The organism is Nocardia sp. NBC_01329 (assembly GCF_035956715.1).
In the GTDB taxonomy this organism is placed as follows: domain Bacteria; phylum Actinomycetota; class Actinomycetes; order Mycobacteriales; family Mycobacteriaceae; genus Nocardia.
The window spans coordinates 3,338,162-3,358,199 of sequence record NZ_CP108381.1 but is presented as its reverse complement, the minus strand read 5'-3'; the positions used below and the strand labels follow the sequence as shown (position 1 = coordinate 3,358,199).

The 20,038-nt window shown below is 65.4% G+C and carries 16 protein-coding genes and 3 pseudogenes; 11 read left to right on the top strand and 8 right to left on the bottom strand.

Annotated elements, in window-relative coordinates:
- Positions 1-2 precede the first annotated feature (2 nt).
- Complete coding sequence (locus OG405_RS15145; RefSeq protein ID WP_327147141.1) at positions 3-1,271, top strand: TIGR02679 family protein; 1,269 nt, start codon at positions 3-5, stop codon at positions 1,269-1,271.
- A gap of 62 nt (positions 1,272-1,333) precedes the next feature.
- Here the strand turns inward: OG405_RS15145 and OG405_RS15140 are convergent.
- Positions 1,334-1,523, bottom strand: a pseudogene (locus OG405_RS15140) (PepSY domain-containing protein); the annotation flags it as partial.
- A gap of 207 nt (positions 1,524-1,730) precedes the next feature.
- Between OG405_RS15140 and OG405_RS15135 the strand changes: the two are divergent.
- Positions 1,731-2,514: pseudogene (locus tag OG405_RS15135) on the top strand (IS5 family transposase).
- A gap of 328 nt (positions 2,515-2,842) precedes the next feature.
- On the opposite strand, the gene OG405_RS15130 reads toward OG405_RS15135, so the two are convergent.
- On the bottom strand, positions 2,843-3,643 hold the full coding sequence (locus OG405_RS15130) for an NADPH-dependent F420 reductase (protein ID WP_327147140.1): 801 nt from the start codon (positions 3,641-3,643) through the stop codon (positions 2,843-2,845).
- A gap of 181 nt (positions 3,644-3,824) precedes the next feature.
- Here OG405_RS15130 and OG405_RS15125 point away from each other — a divergent pair, with 181 nt between their 5' ends.
- The gene (locus OG405_RS15125) at positions 3,825-4,676 is read left to right on the top strand and encodes a helix-turn-helix transcriptional regulator (protein ID WP_327147139.1); all 852 of its coding nucleotides are present in this window, start codon (positions 3,825-3,827) and stop codon (positions 4,674-4,676) included.
- 45 nt (positions 4,677-4,721) lie between these two features.
- On the top strand, positions 4,722-5,168 hold the full coding sequence (locus tag OG405_RS15120; RefSeq protein WP_327152628.1) for a hypothetical protein: 447 nt from the start codon (positions 4,722-4,724) through the stop codon (positions 5,166-5,168).
- 497 nt (positions 5,169-5,665) lie between these two features.
- Here OG405_RS15120 and OG405_RS15115 read toward each other — a convergent pair whose 3' ends face one another.
- The 3 genes from OG405_RS15115 to OG405_RS15100 all read right to left on the bottom strand — a co-directional run bounded on the left by OG405_RS15115 (position 5,666) and on the right by OG405_RS15100 (position 10,225).
- On the bottom strand, positions 5,666-7,555 hold the full coding sequence (locus OG405_RS15115) for a PH domain-containing protein (protein WP_327147138.1): 1,890 nt from the start codon (positions 7,553-7,555) through the stop codon (positions 5,666-5,668).
- A 36-nt stretch (positions 7,556-7,591) separates the two neighbouring features.
- Positions 7,592-8,503, bottom strand: a complete 912-nt coding sequence (locus tag OG405_RS15110) for a LysR family transcriptional regulator (protein ID WP_327147137.1) — start codon at positions 8,501-8,503, stop codon at positions 7,592-7,594.
- Positions 8,504-9,271: 768 nt separating this feature from the next.
- Entirely contained in the window at positions 9,272-10,225 is a 954-nt protein-coding gene (locus tag OG405_RS15100; protein WP_327147136.1) for a DUF808 domain-containing protein, read from the bottom strand.
- Between the two features lie 179 nt (positions 10,226-10,404).
- Between OG405_RS15100 and OG405_RS15095 the strand changes: the two genes are divergently transcribed.
- Positions 10,405-11,213, top strand: a protein-coding gene (locus OG405_RS15095) for an IS5 family transposase (RefSeq protein WP_327147135.1) whose coding sequence is annotated in 2 segments (ribosomal slippage) — positions 10,405-10,752 and positions 10,755-11,213 — 807 coding nt in all. Because the reading frame shifts where the segments join, the coding sequence is not laid out codon by codon here.
- Positions 11,214-11,248: 35 nt separating this feature from the next.
- Positions 11,249-11,470, top strand: coding sequence for a hypothetical protein (locus OG405_RS15090; RefSeq protein WP_327147134.1), 222 nt, complete (start codon positions 11,249-11,251; stop codon positions 11,468-11,470).
- Between the two features lie 438 nt (positions 11,471-11,908).
- On the opposite strand, the gene OG405_RS15085 is transcribed toward OG405_RS15090, so the two are convergent.
- Entirely contained in the window at positions 11,909-13,654 is a 1,746-nt protein-coding gene (locus tag OG405_RS15085) for an acyl-CoA dehydrogenase family protein (RefSeq protein ID WP_327147133.1), read from the bottom strand.
- Positions 13,655-14,158: 504 nt separating this feature from the next.
- On the bottom strand, positions 14,159-15,112 hold the full coding sequence (locus OG405_RS15080) for a wax ester/triacylglycerol synthase domain-containing protein (RefSeq protein WP_327147132.1): 954 nt from the start codon (positions 15,110-15,112) through the stop codon (positions 14,159-14,161).
- 167 nt (positions 15,113-15,279) lie between these two features.
- Here OG405_RS15080 and OG405_RS15075 point away from each other — a divergent pair.
- From OG405_RS15075 to OG405_RS15055, 5 genes and pseudogenes are all read left to right on the top strand, one after another.
- Positions 15,280-16,453 (top strand): annotated as a pseudogene (locus OG405_RS15075) (IS3 family transposase).
- A 150-nt stretch (positions 16,454-16,603) separates the two neighbouring features.
- Entirely contained in the window at positions 16,604-17,203 is a 600-nt protein-coding gene (locus OG405_RS15070) for a Uma2 family endonuclease (RefSeq protein WP_327147131.1), read from the top strand.
- A gap of 201 nt (positions 17,204-17,404) precedes the next feature.
- The gene (locus OG405_RS15065) at positions 17,405-17,983 is read left to right on the top strand and encodes a hypothetical protein (RefSeq protein WP_327147130.1); all 579 of its coding nucleotides are present in this window, start codon (positions 17,405-17,407) and stop codon (positions 17,981-17,983) included.
- Positions 17,984-18,396: 413 nt separating this feature from the next.
- Complete coding sequence (locus OG405_RS15060) at positions 18,397-18,621, top strand: hypothetical protein (protein WP_327147129.1); 225 nt, start codon at positions 18,397-18,399, stop codon at positions 18,619-18,621.
- Positions 18,622-18,908: 287 nt separating this feature from the next.
- Positions 18,909-19,088 carry a hypothetical protein gene (locus tag OG405_RS15055; protein WP_327147128.1) on the top strand — a complete coding sequence of 60 codons (180 nt, stop codon included), beginning with the start codon at positions 18,909-18,911 and terminating at the stop codon, positions 19,086-19,088.
- A 71-nt stretch (positions 19,089-19,159) separates the two neighbouring features.
- Here the strand turns inward: OG405_RS15055 and OG405_RS15050 are convergent, their stop codons facing one another.
- Positions 19,160-20,008: a pentapeptide repeat-containing protein gene (locus OG405_RS15050; RefSeq protein WP_327147127.1), complete on the bottom strand. Its 849-nt coding sequence runs from the start codon at positions 20,006-20,008 to the stop codon at positions 19,160-19,162.
- Between the last annotated feature and the right edge of the window lie 30 nt (positions 20,009-20,038).

Below are 20,038 nucleotides of genomic sequence, written 5' to 3'. Positions count from 1 at the left end.
GGGTGCGACGGCTACTCGGCGGCGAAGAGCTGGCGTGGCTGGTGGACCGGGTGCGGCGCAGGCTGGAACGGGGGGATCCGGCCTCCGGTAGCGCCACCTTGGCCGGGGCGAGCCCGGAACAACGTCGCGCCGTGGAGCGGCTACTCGGCAGGCGGGGACGGACCGGCGGATCACTCACGGTCTCGCTGGACGAGGTGGACCAGGTGTTGCGGCGCAGTGGCGCGGCACCGGATGGGCTGGCCGGTGCGGTGCAGTTGCTGGTGGGGGAGATCGTGGACCGGTCCGAGCGGGCGGTGGCCGAGGCACGGCAGTGGGCGCTGGCGCTGACTCCGCTCGACGAACTCACCGCACGCCGCCCCGAACTCCGGGAATGGCGCGAATGGCTGGACAGCACCGGCCTGCTGCGCCGCTGCGCAACCGATGCGACAGCGGCGCAGAAACTGTGCGGTGACCTCGCCCGGGTCGTCGATCGGCTGCCCGCCGGGGATCTCGCGCTCGGCCGCCTCGCCGCCGACGCCACCGGGGACGCGCATGCGCTCGACGACGGCCGGCCGCTGGCGACGCTGGCCCTGTCGGCTGCCCGGGGACTGGCCGGGTCCGCGCCGGCCGGGTCCGGTTCGGTGTGGGAGAAACGGGTTGCCTGGTCTGCGGTAGGCGTGCACCGCGACGAGTTGTCCTCGACCGTGCTGACCTTGGGGCTGCCGGGTGGTCCGGACTCGACCGCAGGCCGGATCCTGGCGCTGGCTCGCGCGGCCGGCGATCCCGTGGTCCTCACCCTGCGCCAGATCGACCGCATCGAACCGGACGCCTTCGGGGTCCGCCAGGCGCTGGTCCGGATCTGTGAGAACCCGATCGTGGTGGCCTCCGCCGCTGACCGATGGGGACCGGACTGCCCGCCGCTGATCTGCCTGTCCGGGCACCCCTCCACCGCGGCCCGGAACCTGCTGGCAATGCTCTCCGGGGTCGGCGTGGAGTTCGCCTACCACGGTGACTTCGATTGGGGTGGCATCCGCATCGCCAACGCGCTCGCACAGCATATCGACTGGCGGCCGTGGCGATTCACCAGTGCGGACTATCTGAACGCGCTGCCCCGGGTCGTCGGCGGCACGTTGTCCGGACGCCCCGGGGAAGCGGTATGGGACAGCGAACTGGCCGGGACCCTGCGCCGACACGGTGTGCGTGTCGAGGAGGAACTCGTACTCGACGAGCTGATCGGAGATCTCGTCCCTCGGCTGGACACGAGACAACCGACTGAGGTCTCCGATGGATAGTCCAAGCGAACCGTGGTTTGCCGACTCAGGACCCGTTGCTGCGACCCCGCCAGGATCCCACGGCGGTCTGGCGATACTCCGCTCTTGCCGCCGCGTCGTCGGGTCCTTGCGATCCACGTAGCCATGCCGCCCAGCGGCGACGACCCACAGCCGGCTCGCCGCGAGTTCGCTGTAATAACGGCCGGGTACGCCCAGATGCAGGTGCGATGCAGCTCGTCGAACCAGGGACCGGATCGGCAGCCACATGCCGTAGAAGCCAACTCGGTGGTGTCGGTCGACAATCTCGACGTTGGTCGGGGAAGAGTCCGGCACCCGAGCGGAATCCGCACGAACTGCGATTTTCTATTCGACCGGCAGACGTATGTGGCTGCCCAAGGCGTGGGCTAACAGGGCGTCTTACGTGGATGTAATTCGTTGTGCGGCATAGTGTGACCCGTGGTCGACAGACTTGCTCAGAGACTGGTCCCGGATGCGTTGTGGGACATCGTGAAACCGTTGCTACCGGAGTTCAGCCCCAGACCGCAGGGCGGCGGGACTGCACCGGTGGACGAACGAGCTGTGTTCACTGCGGTCGTGTTCGTGTTGACCAGCGGTTGCGCATGGCGGCACCTGCCGCCGTCGTTCGGGGTGAGCGTCCCGACCGCGCATCGACGGTTCATGGTGTGGGCTGATGCCGGAGTATTCGACGCGCTGCACCGAGAGATACTCGACCGGCTCGGGGCAGCCGGCGAGCTCGACTGGAGCGCGGCGATCCTGGACGCAGCGTCCATACGGGCAAAAAAGGGGGATCTCTGACCTGCCGCAGTCCGGTCGACCGCGGGAAGAAAGGCTCGAAACTTCACGTCATCTCCGATGCGAACGGAATACCGCTGGTCACCGGGGTTTCCGCCGGGAACACTCACGACTCGGTGATGCTGCAACCGATGGTCCAGAAGATCCCGCGGGTGCGGTCGCGGCGCGGCCCGCGCCGCGGGAACTCGCCAAGTTGCGTGCCGATAAGGGCTACGACTTCGACGTTCACCGCCGCTGGCTCCGCGCTCGCGGGATCGTGCCCCGCATCGCCCGTCGTGGGATCGAGGATCCCACCAGGTTGGGCCGGCACGGGTGGAAGATCGAGCGCACCATCGCGTGGTTGACCGGCTACCGGCGATTGACGATCCGTTACGAACGCCACGGCCATCTCTTCGCGGCATTTCTACAACTCGCTGCCGCTCTCACCTGCTACAAGAAACTCCCCACGTAAGACACCCTCTAAGTGCGGCTGGAGTACTAAGCAAACCAACTCCGGAAAACCGGGGGGAACATCAGTGCCTTCAGTACGGCATTCCGACGCGTGGTCGGGGCTTCTCCTCGACACTTCCGCGACCGGGCACGCCAACAGGCAGGGCTGGGATAGCCGGCATTCGGGTCACACCGCGGCCCTCGTTACATCGAGGTATGGCCGGCGCGCAGGTGTTCCTCCGCGGTGAAGGCCTTGTCCGACGGACAGGGCCTTCACCGCGTGCGGTCGTGCGAGGGGTTGAGGAATCGGCGCAGGGGTGCCGCAGGACGGCACGCGGCGCGCCCGGATGTTACTTGTTTACGGTGTCGGCGCTCGCCTGGTCCATGAAGATGGCGACGTGGGCGGGAGGCATCCCGGCCAGCGTGCCACCGACGGGTGACGGTCGCTGCGCGCTGTCGATCATCGTGCGGGCTGCTTCGGGCGAGACGGGCGGGACCGCGTGTTCGAGGTAGAAGCGCTTCTCCTCGTCCCCGGAGATTCCGTCGGGGATGGCAGGGGCGTACGGCCAGAAGTAGATGGGTGTCTCGGGCTCGATCCGCCAGCTCTCCGCGAGCGGGCCGGCATCGACCACGTCGTAGCCGACCGCTTCCAAGAACCGCGTCACCGCCTGCTTGGCAGCGGGATCGTTGCCCGCGATCGGCAGGGTCGTCCGTTCGGCATCGCCCTTCGGGCGGGCGTTGGAGTACATGTGGTTCCAGTCCAGATTGTGCAGGCCCTTCACGACCAGGGAGTCCTCGAGGTGCCGCTGCACCAGTTCACTCGAGGTGAGCTTCCCGGCATCGAGTTCGGCGTTACGCCAGAACTCGGGGTAGTAGTTCGTCTGGTCCAGGACGACCTTCCCGGCCAGCTTGTCGACCGGCAATGCCTCGAAACTTGCGAGCGGGACAGGAAGGGCAATGATGTCGCCGACCTCGATCGCTTCATCGACCGTGGCGGCGCGCGCCAGCGGACCGAGCTCCCGAACGAGTTCCGCGATCGACTCCGGGCCTCGTGAGTTGCTGAGCACAACGCTGTAGCCGGCATCGACAGCCAGCCGGGCGACGGAGCCGCCGACCAGGCCGGAGCCGATGATTCCGATGGTGGGTGCCATCTTGGGGTATCTCCTTCTGCAAAAGGCGCCGCCGGCGGCCGGTGAAGTGCCGCCGTGTCCGACGCGCTTGGACCGACGAGTCGATACTCGGCCAGGCCGCAGGGGGGCACCAGGCGCTGTCGTCCCTGGTAGCGCCAGTACCACCCAACCCCCCCCTCCCCAGCAGGCTCATACTGAATCCATGACCACCCACACCGAGCTAGGCCCTGCACTGCGCGCGTGGAGAGAGCGCATCGGCCCGGCCGCGGTCGGTCTGCCGATTGCAGGCAACCGACGAGTTCCGGGCCTGCGCCGTGAGGAGCTGGCGGTCTTGGCCGGCATCTCCGTCGACTACCTCGTACAGCTCGAACAGGGCCGCGCGAGAAATCCCTCCCCCCAGGTTCTGGCCGCCTTTGCGAAGACCCTGCGGCTCAACTCCGTGGATCGCGAACTGCTCTACCGGCTGGCAGGAGCGGTCATCCCGCCGTCCGGGACGGTGCCACGCGAGGTGCCACCCGGCGTGCAGCGCATGATCGATCGGATGAGCGACACCCCGCTGGCCGTCTTCACAGCCTCCTGGGACATCGTGCAGAGCAACCCGCTCTGGACCGAGTTGTTCGGCAGCCCGGACAATGCCGATGCCCGGTCGAGCAATCTGGTCTGGGGACATTTCGCCGCCCCGCCTGCACCCGCCGCTTCCCGCATCGAGCGCGGCGCCGCACACGCCGACGCTTTCGAGCGCATGATGGTGTCCGACCTGCGCCGGGCCGCCGACCGGTACCCCGACGACCGCGGTGTCGCCGAGCTGGTCAACGGGCTACGAGAGACCAACCCACGCTTCGCCGACCTCTGGACCCGCTACGAGACCCTGCCGATCGGGCGTTCACACAAGACAGTTGTCCACCCCGAGCTCGGCGAGATCGTCCTCGATTGCGACATCATGACCATCGAACGCGCCGACCTGCACATCGTGCTGAACTGGGCCGCTCCCGACACCGGCGCGGCCCAGAAGCTCGTCCTGCTCCGCGAGCGCGTAGCCGCAGCAGCACACTGAACACCGATACCACGCTGGTGTAGCATCGAACTCAACACGCAGGACTTGAACCTTGGCAGTTCATGTCCCACCAAGGGGTTGCGTGGCACCTACAACGATCTCGACGCCGAGAAGACCACCGCGCTCTCGGTCATCGGTCAACTCGACGCCACCGACGCGCATCGACCCGGCACCGCCGACATCGGTCTGCTGGACGCCCTGACTTACCTGGCGATCAATTTGGCCGATGCGCCAGAAGCATTGCAACGCAAGCTGTTCAAGATCATCCAGCCCGCCGTCCGATTGCCCGATGACGATGCCCGCGCAACCGCCATCGACGATATCCGCGGCTGCGGCCAGCTCGCCATCATGCAAGTGAAGGCCATCTTCCCGGTCCTGTTCCAGAACTACGAGTTCGAGAGTTGCAGCCCCTGCAAAGGTGCCGCAACAACCACTCCAAGGTGGTCGTGCAGCTGTAGCAGCCGTGCCTGTATGGGTATGTACGCCGGGTGAGTGTGAAGGTTTGATCAGATGCTGTGCGGCCAGTATCTCCAAGAAGTCGCGGCAGGGATTGCGAGTCGAGACAATTTGGTGGACAACACATTTCGGTAACCATCGACCAGATAACCATCGACTCGAGCGCGCTCAGGCGGCACCATTGGCCAATGGGGGATGAACGAGAGCGCAGATCCACGGTGTCGATGCCGGAGGCGCGGGGCATCGACACCAACCCACCGGAACGGGTTCGCGCCGAGGATATCCCGACACACCAACATCGGTGGCCACGCGGAAAGCTCCGATGTGTGGACTGCGACGCCGTCGTGCAGGCCGTGTCCTCACCGCCGAAAGAGCAATCGCGCCCGCACGTGCCAGCGGCGGGCGCCGGTGTAGTCAGCCGCAGCACGGCACCGTGACTGAATCGTCGCATACCCGCGGATTCCGCTGCGGGTCTCGTCGTCGATCAACTCGTCTCGACGCCGGCCGGCATGCATCGGAGAGTTGATACGGCCCTACGACTCGGCTTCCAGTCGGTGGCACTCTCCGCAGACGTCCACCTCCGTTGCTGTACGCGCTACTACGCCACCGCCGATGCTGCCTGGATGCCTGCGTCGGCGGCGATAGTTGTCAGTCACGGCAGCCAGTAGCGGGCCCCATAGGACGAGCGGCAGGTAGGCGAAGCCGACCAGGAACGAACCGGTCGCGGTCATCCCGCTGTGCGGCACCGCCCACCAGAACAGGAACGGAGTCCACAGACAGGTGGCTGCGGCCGCGCCGAGCAGTGCGGGGATCACGACCGCTGGCACTGGCACCGGCCGACCACCCACGGCGGGGAACCAGTGAGGGAAGATCTCGCCACATCGACGGACAAGTACGAAACTCAACAGTGCGGCGACCTCCGTCGCGGCACACAGGAGTAGCAGCGAGACCGCACCGGAATGACCGAGGTTCAGAGCCTCCAGCCCGTCGGGGGTGTAGCCGGCACCGAATCCGAGGACGAGCAGTAATCGCCACAGGGTGGAGGGCAGGGGCAGCAATGCGATGGCGTGGACGGTGCGGCGGGCCCACTGCGGGGGTGTGCTGGTCATTTCTCGAAGGCTTTCAGCAATGTCGGCTCGATGGTCCGGATGAGGGCGATGCCCTCCTCCTCGGCGATATCGCGGACCCGGTAGACGCCCTCGCCCGCTGCTGTGGACGCAGTCAGGGTGAGCAGTCCGTGCCGGAGCTGGAACGGGGACTGGGTGCCGCCCCCAGCCGATGACCGCATTCGTGCGCGACGCTACCGTGCGGCGCGGGAAAACGCCAGCGCGTAGGAGCAGCCACTGACCGCTGAGTGCGTGTCCGAGACTGCGGTGACTCTCCCGAGAGATCAGGGCGGTAGCGGTAACGCCGGCAATCGCCGTCACCGCGGCGGCATACAGTGCCGCCCAGCCCGTACCGGCGCCCGCTACCGCCAGAGCGCCACCGACAACGGCCAGGCCGAACCGTCGCCGCCGGACCGCGGCCACCACCGGGTGTGGGCGCAGCGCCGTGCCGGTCACCGCGACCGCGTGCCGGACGACCTCGTCCGCCAGGCCCGCCGCGACCGGCCGTGGCAGGGCCGGGGAGAGACGGCGGCGTTTGCGATTCTCCTCGACAGTTCCCAGCCCGGTCGCGATCACCGCGGTGGCGGCGGCGCCGGCGAACCGGTACAGCAGCGGTTCGATCAGCTCTACCCCGTCGATTTGCGTCCAAGGCACGGTGACCGAGCGGGTGGTCAGCAGGCCGCGCCGCATGCGTAATCCGTCCGCGCCGCGATCGAGCGCGTAGTTCGACCAGTTCTCCACGAACGCGGCCACCGAGAGAAACGTGCCGACCGCGACCGTCGCCACCCCTGCGACGATCAGCCCGAACGACAACTGCTCCGCCGCCGACCGTCCCGCTAGGCCCAGGACGGAGGCGATATCGCCGAAACCGTACCCGAATTCGGACAGCAGCCGATAGGCCGAGCAGGCCGCGGTGACCACCGTGCCCGCGCCCCACAGCGATAACGGCGCGTAGCGAATCCAGGAACGGTCGAGTCGCACCAGGGCGGGGTCGTCGATAGTCGCCGAGCCCGTATGCGCCAGCAACTGGGGCCGGAGCGCGCGTGCGTGATCCAGCCGGAGACCGTCGAGAGTGAGGCGGCGTTCCGTGGCGGCCCGCCCGTCACCAGTCCCGATGCGTAGCGTGGCCAGCCCCGTCATCCGGTGCAGCGGCGTACGGGTGATATCGGCTGAGGCGATCCGCGCCAGCGGTACCCGGTACTCGGTGCGGAACAGCAGACCGGTGCGCACCTCGAACCAATCGCCGGCGATCCGAAACCGGGTGGTCGTGACCCGGGCCGCCGCGAGGATCGCGATCACCACGGCGGTCACCAACACTGAGGCGCCGGCGTTCCTGCGCGCGCTACACGACGCCTACGGTGCGGAGCCGCGCACCGCGCCGTGAGCCACAATGTGTGACAGAAGAATCCGCACGAACTCGCGCACCGCCGGAGTGTCGCGGGCGGTGGACCACAGCGGCCCGTAATCGATGGGCGGCCCGTCGCGCAGTGGAACATAGGTGACATCGGGGTGGGTCTGGTAGTGGCGCACCCGGTCCGCGACGATGGTGACGCCCTTGCCTTCGCTGATGAACAGCAAGGCTTCGGCGTAGCTCATGGTGATCGCGAGATGTGTGAGCCGCGTCCCCTGCGGTGTGGTCAGCGGGTAGTGCAGTTCGCGGAAGGCGGGCGGCAAGCTGGAGAAGGTGAGCAGCGGAGTGTCCGCCAGATCGTCCAGCCCGGCCGATTCCAGCGTGGCCAGGCGGTGTCGCGCCGGGACCAGTAGCGCGGCCGGTTCGGAGAAGAGCACGGGTCCGGTGGTGATACCGGGGACATCGGTCGGCAGCTCGCTGAGCTGCACATCGACGTCCCCGCTCATGAGCAAGCCGTGTGAGTCCGCCAGTGACGTCTCCCTGATGTCGACTTCACAATGCGGATATTCGGTCTGGAAGGCGTCAGCGGCACGGATGGCCAGGCGGGCGGACCAGGGTCCGGAGAACGCGATTCCTAATCGGCCGCCGACCGCGCTGCCGGCCGCTGTCGCGTTGCGCACGGCCTGCTGGATCTGGTCGTAGCCGGGTTTCAGCTCGGCGTAGAAGCGCTGCCCGAACTCGGTCAGCACCACTCGGCGACTGGATCGCTCGAACAGCTCGGCGCCGAAGCGCCGTTCGAGCTTCTTGACCAGTTGGCTGACTCGGCCCGGAGATAGGTGCAGGCGTTCGGCGGTCCGAGCGAAGTGCAGTTCTTCAGCGAGTGTGAGGAACAGTTGTATTTCACTCTGCTCCATTCGTCATCAGTACTTTCCCGCACGCTGCCGCGCGAATGCCACCCGAATCGTTCGTCAACGCCAGGTTAGCGCGCCGATTGCCGAACGTCACCGTCGCGGGCTCGTGTTGATCCGGTGTTCGACAGGTCGGGGTAGGCCATAGACCGACAGCGCCGCCCGCTCACACCCGCGCGGAAATCGGCATTTCCGTGCGTTCGGCCGACCCCCCGGGCGGTCGCGCATCGCGGATCCGGAACATGCTCACGCATCGGAATGGCCACCGTCGATGGTTATCCGGCTGAAAACCAGGACGCGGCGCACGGAGTGCAGGAGCCACCGTGCAGTTGAGATGGCCGGGCAGTGTCGGTGGCCTCTGTAACCTCGCTCCCAAATGCACCATCAAATGATCGGGGGCAATTGTTCGACTACTCAACAGGTTTCGTCTACGTCCTGAGCGCTGGTGGAGAATCCAGCCGAGCGACCCGCGACACCCGAAATCGCCGGAACCCCGATCGCGGCCGGTGAGAAAGTCGTGATGTTCTACAGTTCCGCCAACCGCGACGAGTCGGCGTTCGACAATCCGCACGCTTTCGATATCACCCGGGAACCCAACCACCACGCCGGATTCGGTGGCGGCGGCCCTCACCATGACGGTCCGGCAGGCCACCCCTTGACCCGGTCATCTATCCGACGCCGTGCCCTCCGTCTCGCGACACTGCCTTTGGTCGGTCTGCAACAGGCACGATCGGGTCGGCTCAGATGCGGACCGCGGGTGGGGTTTTGCGCGGGTCAGTGCGCGGCGGCTTCCTTCTTCCGCTTCGGAACGAAGTGCATGATCAGCACGACGAGGGCGCCGACGACGAGCCCGACGAGTGCGGAGGCAACCGTCCCTCCGGTCCAGGACAGGACACTTCCGAACCCGCCGTGGACGAGTTCTCCGGCCCAGTGTTCGAGGTCGTGGAGACGGTCGGCGGGCCAGTGGAATCCGGCTTCGCCGACGTTGACGAGGAGGATATGGCCGCCGACCCACAGCATCGCGGCGATCCCGACGACGGTGAGAACGGACATCACCTTCGGCATCGCGGCGACGAGTCCGCGTCCGACCCGCTGACCGAACGGCGACTCGCGCTCGGCGAGTGCGAGTCCGACGTCGTCCATTTTCACGATCACCGCGACGACGCCGTAGACCAGGGCGGTGATGAGGAACGCGACGACGATCAGTACCAGCAGCCGGGTGACGAACGGTTCGTCCTCGACCGACGAGAGTGCGATCACCATGATCTCGGCGGAGAGGATGAGGTCGGTGCGGATCGCGCCGCTCACCATCGTCTTCTCGTGTTCGGGCCCGCTCGATGCCGTGGTTACCTCGCCGTCGTCGTGATGACCGCCGGTGAGCGCCTCGTACACCTTCTCCGCACCTTCGTAGCAGAGGAACAGGCCGCCGGCGATGAGCAGGTATGGCAGCGCCTGCGGCAGGAACTGGCTCAATATCATCGCCACGGGCAGGATGATCAGGAGCTTGTTGCGGATCGACCCGATTGCGATCTTGCGGATGATCGGGAGTTCGCGCTTGGGGGAGAACCCGTGCACGTAGCGGGGGGTGACCGCGGTGTCGTCGACCACCACACCCGCGGCTTTGATACCTGCCTTGCCTGCCGCGGCACCGATGTCGTCGATGGACGCTGCGGCCACCTTCGCGATCGCCGCTACGTCGTCCAGCAAGGCGACGAGACCACCAGCCACGGGAACCTCCACTTCGATGTATCGAGCAGATGGAACGGTACGCGTACTGCGAGATGCTGATCGCTTGTGGTCGGGCCCGAAGGTTCCCGTCCACCGGGAAACGTTCCCGGGACCTCGCCGGGGCGATCTTACAGGGCGTCTTACGTGGATGTAATTCGTTGTGCGGCATAGTGTGACCCGTGGTCGACAGACTTGCTCAGAGACTGGTCCCGGATACGTTGTGGGACATAGTGAAACCGTTGCTACCGGAGTTCAGCCCCAGACCGCAGGGCGGCGGGACTGCACCGGTGGACGAACGAGCTGTGTTCACCGCGGTCGTGTTCGTGTTGACCAGCGGTTGCGCGTGGCGGCACCTGCCGCCGTCGTTCGGGGTGAGCGTCCCGACCGCGCATCGACGGTTCATGGTGTGGGCTGATGCCGGAGTATTCGACGCGCTGCACCGAGAGATACTCGACCGGCTCGGAGCAGCCGGCGAGCTCGACTGGAGTGCGGCGATCCTGGACGCAGCGTCCATACGGGCAAAAAAGGGGGATCTCTGACCGGCCGCAGTCCGGTCGATCGCGGGAAGAAAGGCTCGAAACTTCACGTCATCTCCGATGCGAACGGAATACCGCTGGCCACCGGGGTTTCCGCCGGGAACACTCACGACTCGGTGATGCTGCAACCGATGGTCCAGAAGATCCCGAGGGTGCGGTCGCGGCGCGGCCCGCGCCGCGGGAAACCCGCCAAGTTGCGTGCCGATAAGGGGTACGACTTCGACGTTCACCGCCGCTGGCTCCTCGCTCGCGGGATCGTGCCCCGCATCGCCCGTCGTGGGATCGAGGATCCCACCAGGTTGGGCCGGCACCGGTGGAAGATCGAGCGCACCATCGCATGGTTGACCGGCTACCGGCGTCTCACCATCCGCTACGAACGCCACGGCCATCTCTTCGCAGCATTTCTCCAACTCGCTGCCGCTCTCACCTGCTACAAGAAACTCCCCACGTAAGACACCCTCTTAATGGACGCTTCATAGTCCAGCCGTTGCGACGATTGCTGGAATCCAAGGTCACAGACTTCTACTACAAGGTGAATCCCGACGGGGCCCGCACCGCCAGCATCGGTGACTGCTTCAACGGTGCCCGCGCCGATGCCGAACGTGTCCTCGAGCCCCTCACCGGAATCTTCCTCGAACATCTCGGCGGCGCTATTGCCACGGTGAGCCCGGATGCGACCTCCTTCCACGGACGCGACCCCCGCTACTAGTTCCTGGCCGTCGCCGGAAGGACCGAGCCCGAACACGATGACACCCAGGAAGTCTGGACTCGAGAACTCAGCAAGATTCTGGGCCCGCCGGCGATGGACGCCTGCTACGCCAACTACCTCGATGACGACGAAGACCACCGCATCGCCAGCGCCTACGGCCCCGGATGCTAACGCCTGACAACGCTCAAGCGGACCTACGACCCCACCAACCTCCTGCGCGGAAGCCGCAATATCGCGCCGGTGATCGAGTGACCGGACCCACTGACCGCTCGGCCGGGATGAGCGTCCCCGTCACAACGCACCTGAATACAGCTACCGAGCAGGACATCTGCTCGGTAGCTGGTGATACCTCAGTTGATCACCCCCGGGCCAATGATGGGCGAAACGTCCGAAAGTCTTTGACCTTCAAAGATCTACGGCCTCGAATGTCGGCCGGCTTCACACGGGGGCCAGCAGCTCGGATGAGCTCGGCGTCGGGTCCCAGCCGACCACGTCGGCGGTGAACGCTTGCTGGTAGGTGGGGTTGGAGATGGGGCGGCCCGCAAAGAACTCCTCCGGCAGGTCGAAAGCATCGACCAACGGAATTCCGTACTCGGCCAACCGCCGGATGGAGCTTTCCTGCATGGCCGAGAGCATGTCGGCCTGGCCCACAGTCAACTTCTGCGCGCCCAACAGCAGGCTGCTGTGGTTGTCGATCCGCTCCACGGTGAACAGCTGGTGCAGGTCGAGCAGCACGGGGCGAGCGGCGTCATCGGCTGCGGCGGCCCAGCCGAGCAGAGCCGCGGCGGCATCGTGCTCAGCTCGCGCGGTGACGGCGACCAGTGCGTCCGGGGCAGCCGCGTTCCATCGCTGTAGGCGGTCACCGTCGGGGATCTCGCGCGCCCGCTCGCGGGCCCGGGCTAGGTGCAGATGTGCTGCCTCGGCCAAAAGGGCTTGGCGGACAACGGGATCGACCAGGTCGCGGCCCGTCGTCTCGTCGTCGCGTATCGCGGGTGCCGGGGTCTCGGCTCCGAGCAACAGCTCGGCCGCAGCCTTACACCAGAGTGCAAGGTTGTCGCCCTCGGCGGTAATGGTGCCTTCGACATCGGAAAGCATCGAAATGATCCCGTTGGGGGGCATCATCCCCTGTGCACCACAGCGTTCCCGACTCTCGACGATCACATTGCGGGCCTGCCAGGTGCTCCATCCCTTGGTGATGGCTGTTTGACGCTCGGCCGCCGCCACGGCCTCCGAGTCGGTCGGGTCCCGGTCGACCCAACGAGCCACGGTGGCGCGGTGCAGCGCCGTCATGGCATAAACCGTCGCAAGTGACTTCAACAGCGGGCCGTGGTGGGTGCGGTGCCCCCAGAGGGGAATGAAGTCATCGGGTCGGGCTCCGCTGATCTTCCGGTGGTGGGCGTAGCGGACCGCGGTGGCCAGCGCAGCTCGGGCACCGCCCAAGGCGCTGGCAGTCATGCAGAGTTTGCCCACGGTCACTCGTCCGATGGCGGCGAGGAACTGTTTTCGTTTACTGCTGTAGGCACTGGTCAGGGTTCCATCACCGGAGAGTCGCCCGTGGACGCCGGTGAGCAGGGATTCGCGGGGCAGAACGACCCGGTCGAAGGAGGTGAGGCAGTGGTCGATCGGGCTGCCGGGGCGCAGCGGCAGTGAACGGACCGTCACCCCGGGGAGGGTGCCGATCTCGTCGGTCAGCGGCACGAGGAACAGGAGGACCCCGCGATCTCGGTCGTCGACGCGGAGCCGCGCCGCCACCACTGCCGACTTGGGGCCGCCGGCGAGGCTGGTGTTGGGCATGAACTTCTGGGCGCCGAGGTGTGGGGTGTGCAGAGTGAAGGTGCCGTTGTCGTGGTCGTAGTCGGCAACCGTCTCCAACGCATGGGCGTTGTTACCGTGGGCGAGCTCGGTACACAGGAATGTGCCGATCCGATCCATCCGGTGGAACTCGTCCAGTGGGCGCTCCTCCAGCGGATCGTGGTCGTGGAGGGTGCCCAGGAAGAGGTTGTAGTGGATGCCCGCCAGCACAGTGAGCGCACCGTCGAGCGGGGCCGTCCACTCGTGCATTGCGGCCAACAGCTGTGGATCGGTGGCCAGGCGGGCGGGGTCGACGACATCGTTGAGTCGGCGCAGCCGCCGGTAGGACGCTGCCAGCTGCTCGGCCGCGGTGGTCTCGGTCCGACGGTGCATCTCGGGGTTTGCTGTCAACGCTCGCCAGGGACCGTGGATCTGTTCACGATCCTGTCCGAAGAGCAGACGAGTCAGTTCAGCGGTAGTTGCGGCTGAGTTTGCTGGAGCTCGATCAAGGGGGGGCACATCGGCACATCCTATGAACATATCCCTGCTGGTGAAAAACCCTTGTGATCAACATCATTGACGAAATAGTGTCAGAAGCACCAGGTCAAGCCGGGAAGGTCCGGTGCCCCAGTTCACGTGGACGACTCCAAATTGCCCGTGCGCTTTGCTGGTTGCTGACGAATCGACAGAGTTCTATTCCTGCTCAGCCGCTTTCGTGGCCGTAGGATCCCGTTCCGCAGTGGGCGGGAGGTAGCGGTGGCTACGCAGGCGTGGTGGCGCCGGCCGAACCGTGACGGGCGATGCGGGGCACGATTCCGCGGGCGCATAACCAGCGGCGGTGCACGTCGAACTCGTGAACGCGATATTCGACTACATCGAGCAGGTCGCCGCCGATCGTCACACCTGTCCCGTCATGAGTTCGCGCAGATGCTCGGCGAACAGACCGACATCGGGCAACGCGGCAGGGTCGGTCATCGTCCCGATGGTGACCCGATCGCGCAATGTCAGGGCGGTCACCGCAAGCTCACGCCCGAGCATCGGATGGAAGCCGACGACATTCGTCACCTCTCGACCCAGCAGCCGGTCCGCCGGACTGAAACCAGGATTGACGCCTACCGCCAGATCCCAGCTGTCGGCTGCCATCAATTGGGTCATCAGCACCTGGGTGGGCCATGGCAGATAGCTCAATCCGTGTGAGGTCTTGGGGGCGTCCATAGCTTGGCGCAACGGATCCGATTCGTGCAGCGCAGCCTGGACGTCGTGGACTCGCTTCGGCAATGAGTCCGCCGCGTCGGGTAGTTCGACGATCGCCAGCGACGCGGCATTCCCCGTATGAGCCAGCGTATGGTCCAGCGATACCGGAAACATTATGCGTAGCGGACGATCGGCGTGCTCCGGAAAGGTCCGCGCGAAGGCGAGGCCGGCCACCGCATACAGATATTCTTGTGTCGAGGCGCCCAGCTTCAGTCGGTTCTGCCGCACCGTCTCTGTGGAGACCGTGATCTCGGCTACCCGACGCACGGCCCGATCCCCGACCGGGCGCACGTGTCCCCGGCGCCGGCCTTTACGCCTGAGCAGTCGAGAACTCCGAGTCCCGGCCGCGAGGGCCGTGGCCGGACCGACCGGATCGACCTTGAATCGCGGTGTGCCGACAAAACGCCGGTACGCGGCAGTGCTTCCGGAGACGGTATCGGTGAGCATTGCGATGAAGCCGGCTGCGCCGAAGCCGTCCGACAGCGCGTGATGCACGCGCAACAGCAAGGTCTGAGCTTTGGTGTCCTGCTGGTGGACCAGAGTGAAGTCCCACGGCGGAGTATCGCGCCGCATCGGACTGCCCAGGAGTTCTTCCACCTCTAGTGCGCCAGGTTGGAAGTCCTGAGAGTTTCCACAACTGGCAACGCCGACACTCCGGCCTCGGCCGGCTCGCTCGCAGAGCTCGGAAAGCCACCGGCACCGGCAAACTCTGAACCGCCCCGGGTTTGGTGCTCACCTTCTTTCTTGGGAAGGATGGGCAGATCATGCCTGCAAAGTACGACGAAGCGACCAAGGCCAAGGCTGTCCGGCTGGTCATCGACCATCGCGGCGACTACGACAGCGAGTGGGCCGCGATGAAAGCGGTCTCGGCCCGGCTGGGATGACCACCGAAACCCTGCGCACGTGGGTCCGCCAAGCCGAGATCGATCGTGGTGACGCCGAGGGGACGACGACGGAGGCGGCGCGAACGACCCGCGACAGAAGTGATCTGCAGGTTCATCGCCGGGCATCGGGCTCGGTTCGGGGTCGTTCCGATCTGCCGTGCGCTGACCGCGCACGGATGCACGATCGCCCGGAGAACGTTCCACGCCTGGGCGCGGCGGGCGCCGTCGAAACGGGCCCTGTGGGACACCACCCGCACCGAGGTCCTGGCAGGCCACTACGAACCCGACGCCCGCGGCCGGCGAGCGCCGGAGTCGTTGTATGGGGCCGCCAAGATGTGGGCTCACCTGCAACGTCAGGGCATCTCCGTCGCCCGGTGCACGGTGGAGCGGTTGATGCGCGCCAACGGCTGGAAAGGTGGTTCGGCGCAAGAAGGTCCGTACCACCGAACCGGACCCGGCCGCATCGAGGGGGCCCGATCTGGTCGACCGGCAGTTCCGGGTGCCGGCGCCGAACATGCTGCTCGTCGCTGACTTCACCTACGTCCGGCTGGCGACCGGCGTGTTCGTCTACACTGCGTTCGTCATCGACGCCTACGCCGGACGGATCTTGGGCTGGGAATGCTCGACCAGCAAACACGCCACGTTCGTCGATTCAGCGATCCGGCAAGCAGTAGCGTTGCGGGCCCGGGAAGGCCATCCGATCGGTGGAGCGATACATCATTCCGATGCAGGCTCTCAATACACGGCAGTGAAACTTGTTGAAACACTGACACTTACTGGCCTGCGGCCGTCGATCGGGTCCGTCGGTGACGCTTACGACAACGCACTGGCCGAGACCACGATCGGACTCTACAAAACCGAAGCGGTCCGGGACGATTCCCCGTTCCGGCGCGGCCCGCTGGCCCGGCTCGCCGACGTCGAACTCCTCACCGCGGACTGGGCCGGCTGGTACAACCCGCCCCGGATCATGCATCGACTCGGCCGCCGACCACCGGCAGAGTACGAAGCCGACTACTATGCACTTCACGCCGAGCAACCGGCTGGAGACAGGTAAACCGGTGCGCATCGAACCCGGGGCGGTTCATCCTGCAGCGCTCATCGGCCTGGAGCCGCAACGAACAGACCGACACAAGCTGATATCTTCGACCAGCATGTTCGCAGTCCATCTCTATGAATGGCCGCTGTACCCGACGAGGAGCTGACCGTGACGGCATCACATCCCGACGAACGCCCTCGGGTCACCGCCGAAGAATTTCTCAATGCCGAACCGGATTCTCTCGGAGATGTCGAGATCGTCGATGGCCTCGTCGTGCGGTTGATGGCGCAGAGCGAAGCACACAGCCGCGTAGTACGGCGCTTGGCCGCCGCCCTGGAAGACGCTCGCGACCCCGTCGGCCCATGCCTACGCATCGGGTCCGATGTCGCTGTCCGATTCCTTGACGCCGACGACCGCCGAGACGACCACCAAGTCAACATCCGCTACCCGGATATCTTCATCCGCGACTGCGAACCCTACGACGTGAACACCGTCCGAGACCATATCGCTCTAATCGTCGAGGTCGTCTCGAAGAGCACCGTCGATGCAGACACTTCCGAAAAGCACAAAATGTATGCACGGGCCGGCATCCCGGGCTACTTGATCGTCCACTTCGACAAGAGCTGGGAAACCATAGACCGCATCGAGGAATACCGACTCGACTGGTCCGGACTGCGATACATGCCGCACAAGGTCCACCACACCGCCCTGGTCCTCGACACACCGGTCACCCTCGCCATCACCTTCGACGCCCTCCACCGCCCCTGACCAGTAGTCCAGGATCAGTGTTTCCGCAGGTCGATCTCTGTGGATAGCCGCTGTATCCCCCTCCGGACACAGTAAAACAGCAGGCCAGGGGCGTAATCGCAGGATTATGCCCCTTCTTCGTCCACGCTGCGGTCCACACATAGGGAATCTGAGGGGATTCGGCCTGACGCAAGGACCTATGCCATGGCTACAACTCCCCGCGTGCGTGTGCGCAAAGACGGCACTACCTACAGCCAGGTGCGCTACCGCGTGACCCGCGGCGGCAAGACCGTCCAATCCTCGCAATCCTTCGACGACCACAACGCCGCGATTCGATGGGCGAAACTGCTCGATCGTGTCGGCGCGATCGAGGCTGAGCGTGTGCTCGCCGCCCAGCTCGCTTCAGCGCCTGACGTGATCATGCTGACGCCCTGGCTTCGCCGTCACGTCGACCTGCTCGGCGAGAGCGTCGAGGAGGAGACCAAGCCCAAATACCGGCGCATGATCGACCTTGACATCACCCCGTTCTTCAACGGGAACCACTTGCCGGTCGACGCGGTCACCCCCGACATGGATGTTGCATGGGTCGAATGGCTCGCCAATGAGCTCGGCAATGCCCCGAAGACCCTCGCCAACCAAGCTCCCGAAGCGTATTGCGCGCGAGGTCGACCACCTGAGCGAAGACGAGTTCGAGTTGGTCGACGCTCTACTCGCGCCGTTCTGGCGCGCCTGGTGGGAGTTCGGCGTGATGTCGATATGCAGGCCCGGCGAGCAAGGGGCGCTCACGGTCGGCGACATTAACCGCCATACTGGCGCGGTCAGTGTCACGAAGGCGTGGAAGTGGGCGAACGGGCGGCTCAAGCTCGGCGACCCGAAATCGGCTCGCGGCATACGCACGTCGTTCGTTCCGCTGGAAACTGTGGCTCTGCTCGACCTCGATCGCGACGCCGACGCGCCGCTGTTCTTATCGCACACCGGTCGCCCCGTGACGAGTATTCGGTTCTGGGACGAGGGCTGGGCGCCGATGATGATCCGATTGCGTGCGCTCGCCGCGGGCGACCCGATCCCGTTCACGGGCCGAGCCGGTTGGGCGGGGCTGTCTTTCGACGTCCTGCGACACCGATACGGGCACCTTGCCAAGCGCATGGTCGGCAAGAAGCTCACGGCACCTCCTCGCGACTGCATTCGACAACCCGCGGCTGATATTCGACGTTGTGCCGCACACTGCCCCGTTCACCTACATCACGACGTCGATCGACCTCATCGACAACCGCCTGGCCCTCATCGAGACCATCAGTGCGGAACTGACCGTAGTCACGGTGTCAGAGCTGGCGTTGTATGAGCAGGCGTGGAAGGCATTCAGTAAACAGGCGCTTTACGGCGAAGCGGCACGCGAGCTCATTCGGTCGGCGCTCGCGACTCGCCAGGCTCATCGGTGAGCCGGTTGATCGCCCGCCCATCGAAGGTTCCGTCCTGACAGTCCGGTCCCGGCGCGGGCCACTGCACTACGTCCCCACACTCGCGGCAGGTGTCGGTGCGATGCCCTCCACACATGCAGGCTGAGTGTCCGACGGCTACTCGATACGGTCCGAAATGGTGGCCGCGATGGCAGGTGGTCGGCACAGGTTCCGCCATCCCGCCGCGGCTCGGATACAGGCGACCGGGCTGAACACGGCGCCCTCCGTGCACCCATTCAATCGAACACATGTTCCCCAGGGTCTCACTCATGGTTGAGGTAGGCGATACGGTGCAGATCGGCGAGGGTGGCACATCTCGGTTCCGTGTGGTCGAGGTGGGCCAGGTGGAGGGCCGCGCCACTATCGAGGCTGTGGACGAGTCCGCGCCCGGCCGGTACCCCTTCTCTCTTCCCTTTGATGCCCTGGTCCCGGTCGAACCCGGAAGCTGAGAGGAGTACGGGACAGAGGGCGGAGATCACGATCGCTGACGGATCCGCGCTATGCGCCTCGCGTTACAGGCTCAGCTTCCTGGGGGAACGAAACCTGGAGGCCACCGCGTGCCTTCGTTGTACGAGACGTCCTCAAATTCTGCGGGGATGACCGTATCCCGGACTTCACCGGGGACAGTCCTTGCCAGCTTCACCGTCGACAAATCGACATTGTTGAAATTAGTGAGCGAGAGGCGCGCACCACTGAGGTCTGCACGATCGAGGATTGCGGGCTTAAATTCTTCAAAGTCGTCGTCGGTGCCAAACATGGCAGTAGTGAGATCTGCGTTTTGAAGGTTGGCGCCGGTGAGATTCGCTTGGTGAAGGAACGCGCTCATGAGCGTCGCTCCACCGAGGTACGTGTTGATGAGGTTCGCTCCGGTGAGATCCGCGCCGCTGAGCATTGCCCCGCCGAAGGAAACCCCGGTGAAGTTACCGTAACTCAAGTCCAGGCCGCCCAGACATGTCCAGCTAAGGTCGAGGTATTTCCCGTCCTCATCGTTACTGGCGTTGCGGTGCCCGATCGCGTCGATGATGGCTTGAACGACAACTGGCGCTCGATACAGCGCGTTGTCCATCGCGCCGACCAGGTCGCATTGATTTCTCTTTGCGGGATCAGATCTATCTGTGTGGCGACGAACGAATGCGGCGAGCACCTCGAATACCGGCGAGTGGATGTCTGGCGAGTCACTGGCTAACTGCTCCAGCAAGTAGACACCGGATAATTGGATATCGACTTCATCGGACGACAGCTGTTCCACCGCCTTCTGAAAGCGGTCGGTAACGGCCACTTGTCGATCCAGTGAATATTGTTGGCTCCCAGTGACGATCGACTGATTGGTAAACCACAAGGCGCCGAGTGCGGCGATCGTCGTCGCCACCGAAGCTAACATGGCCCAGCCTGACCAGCC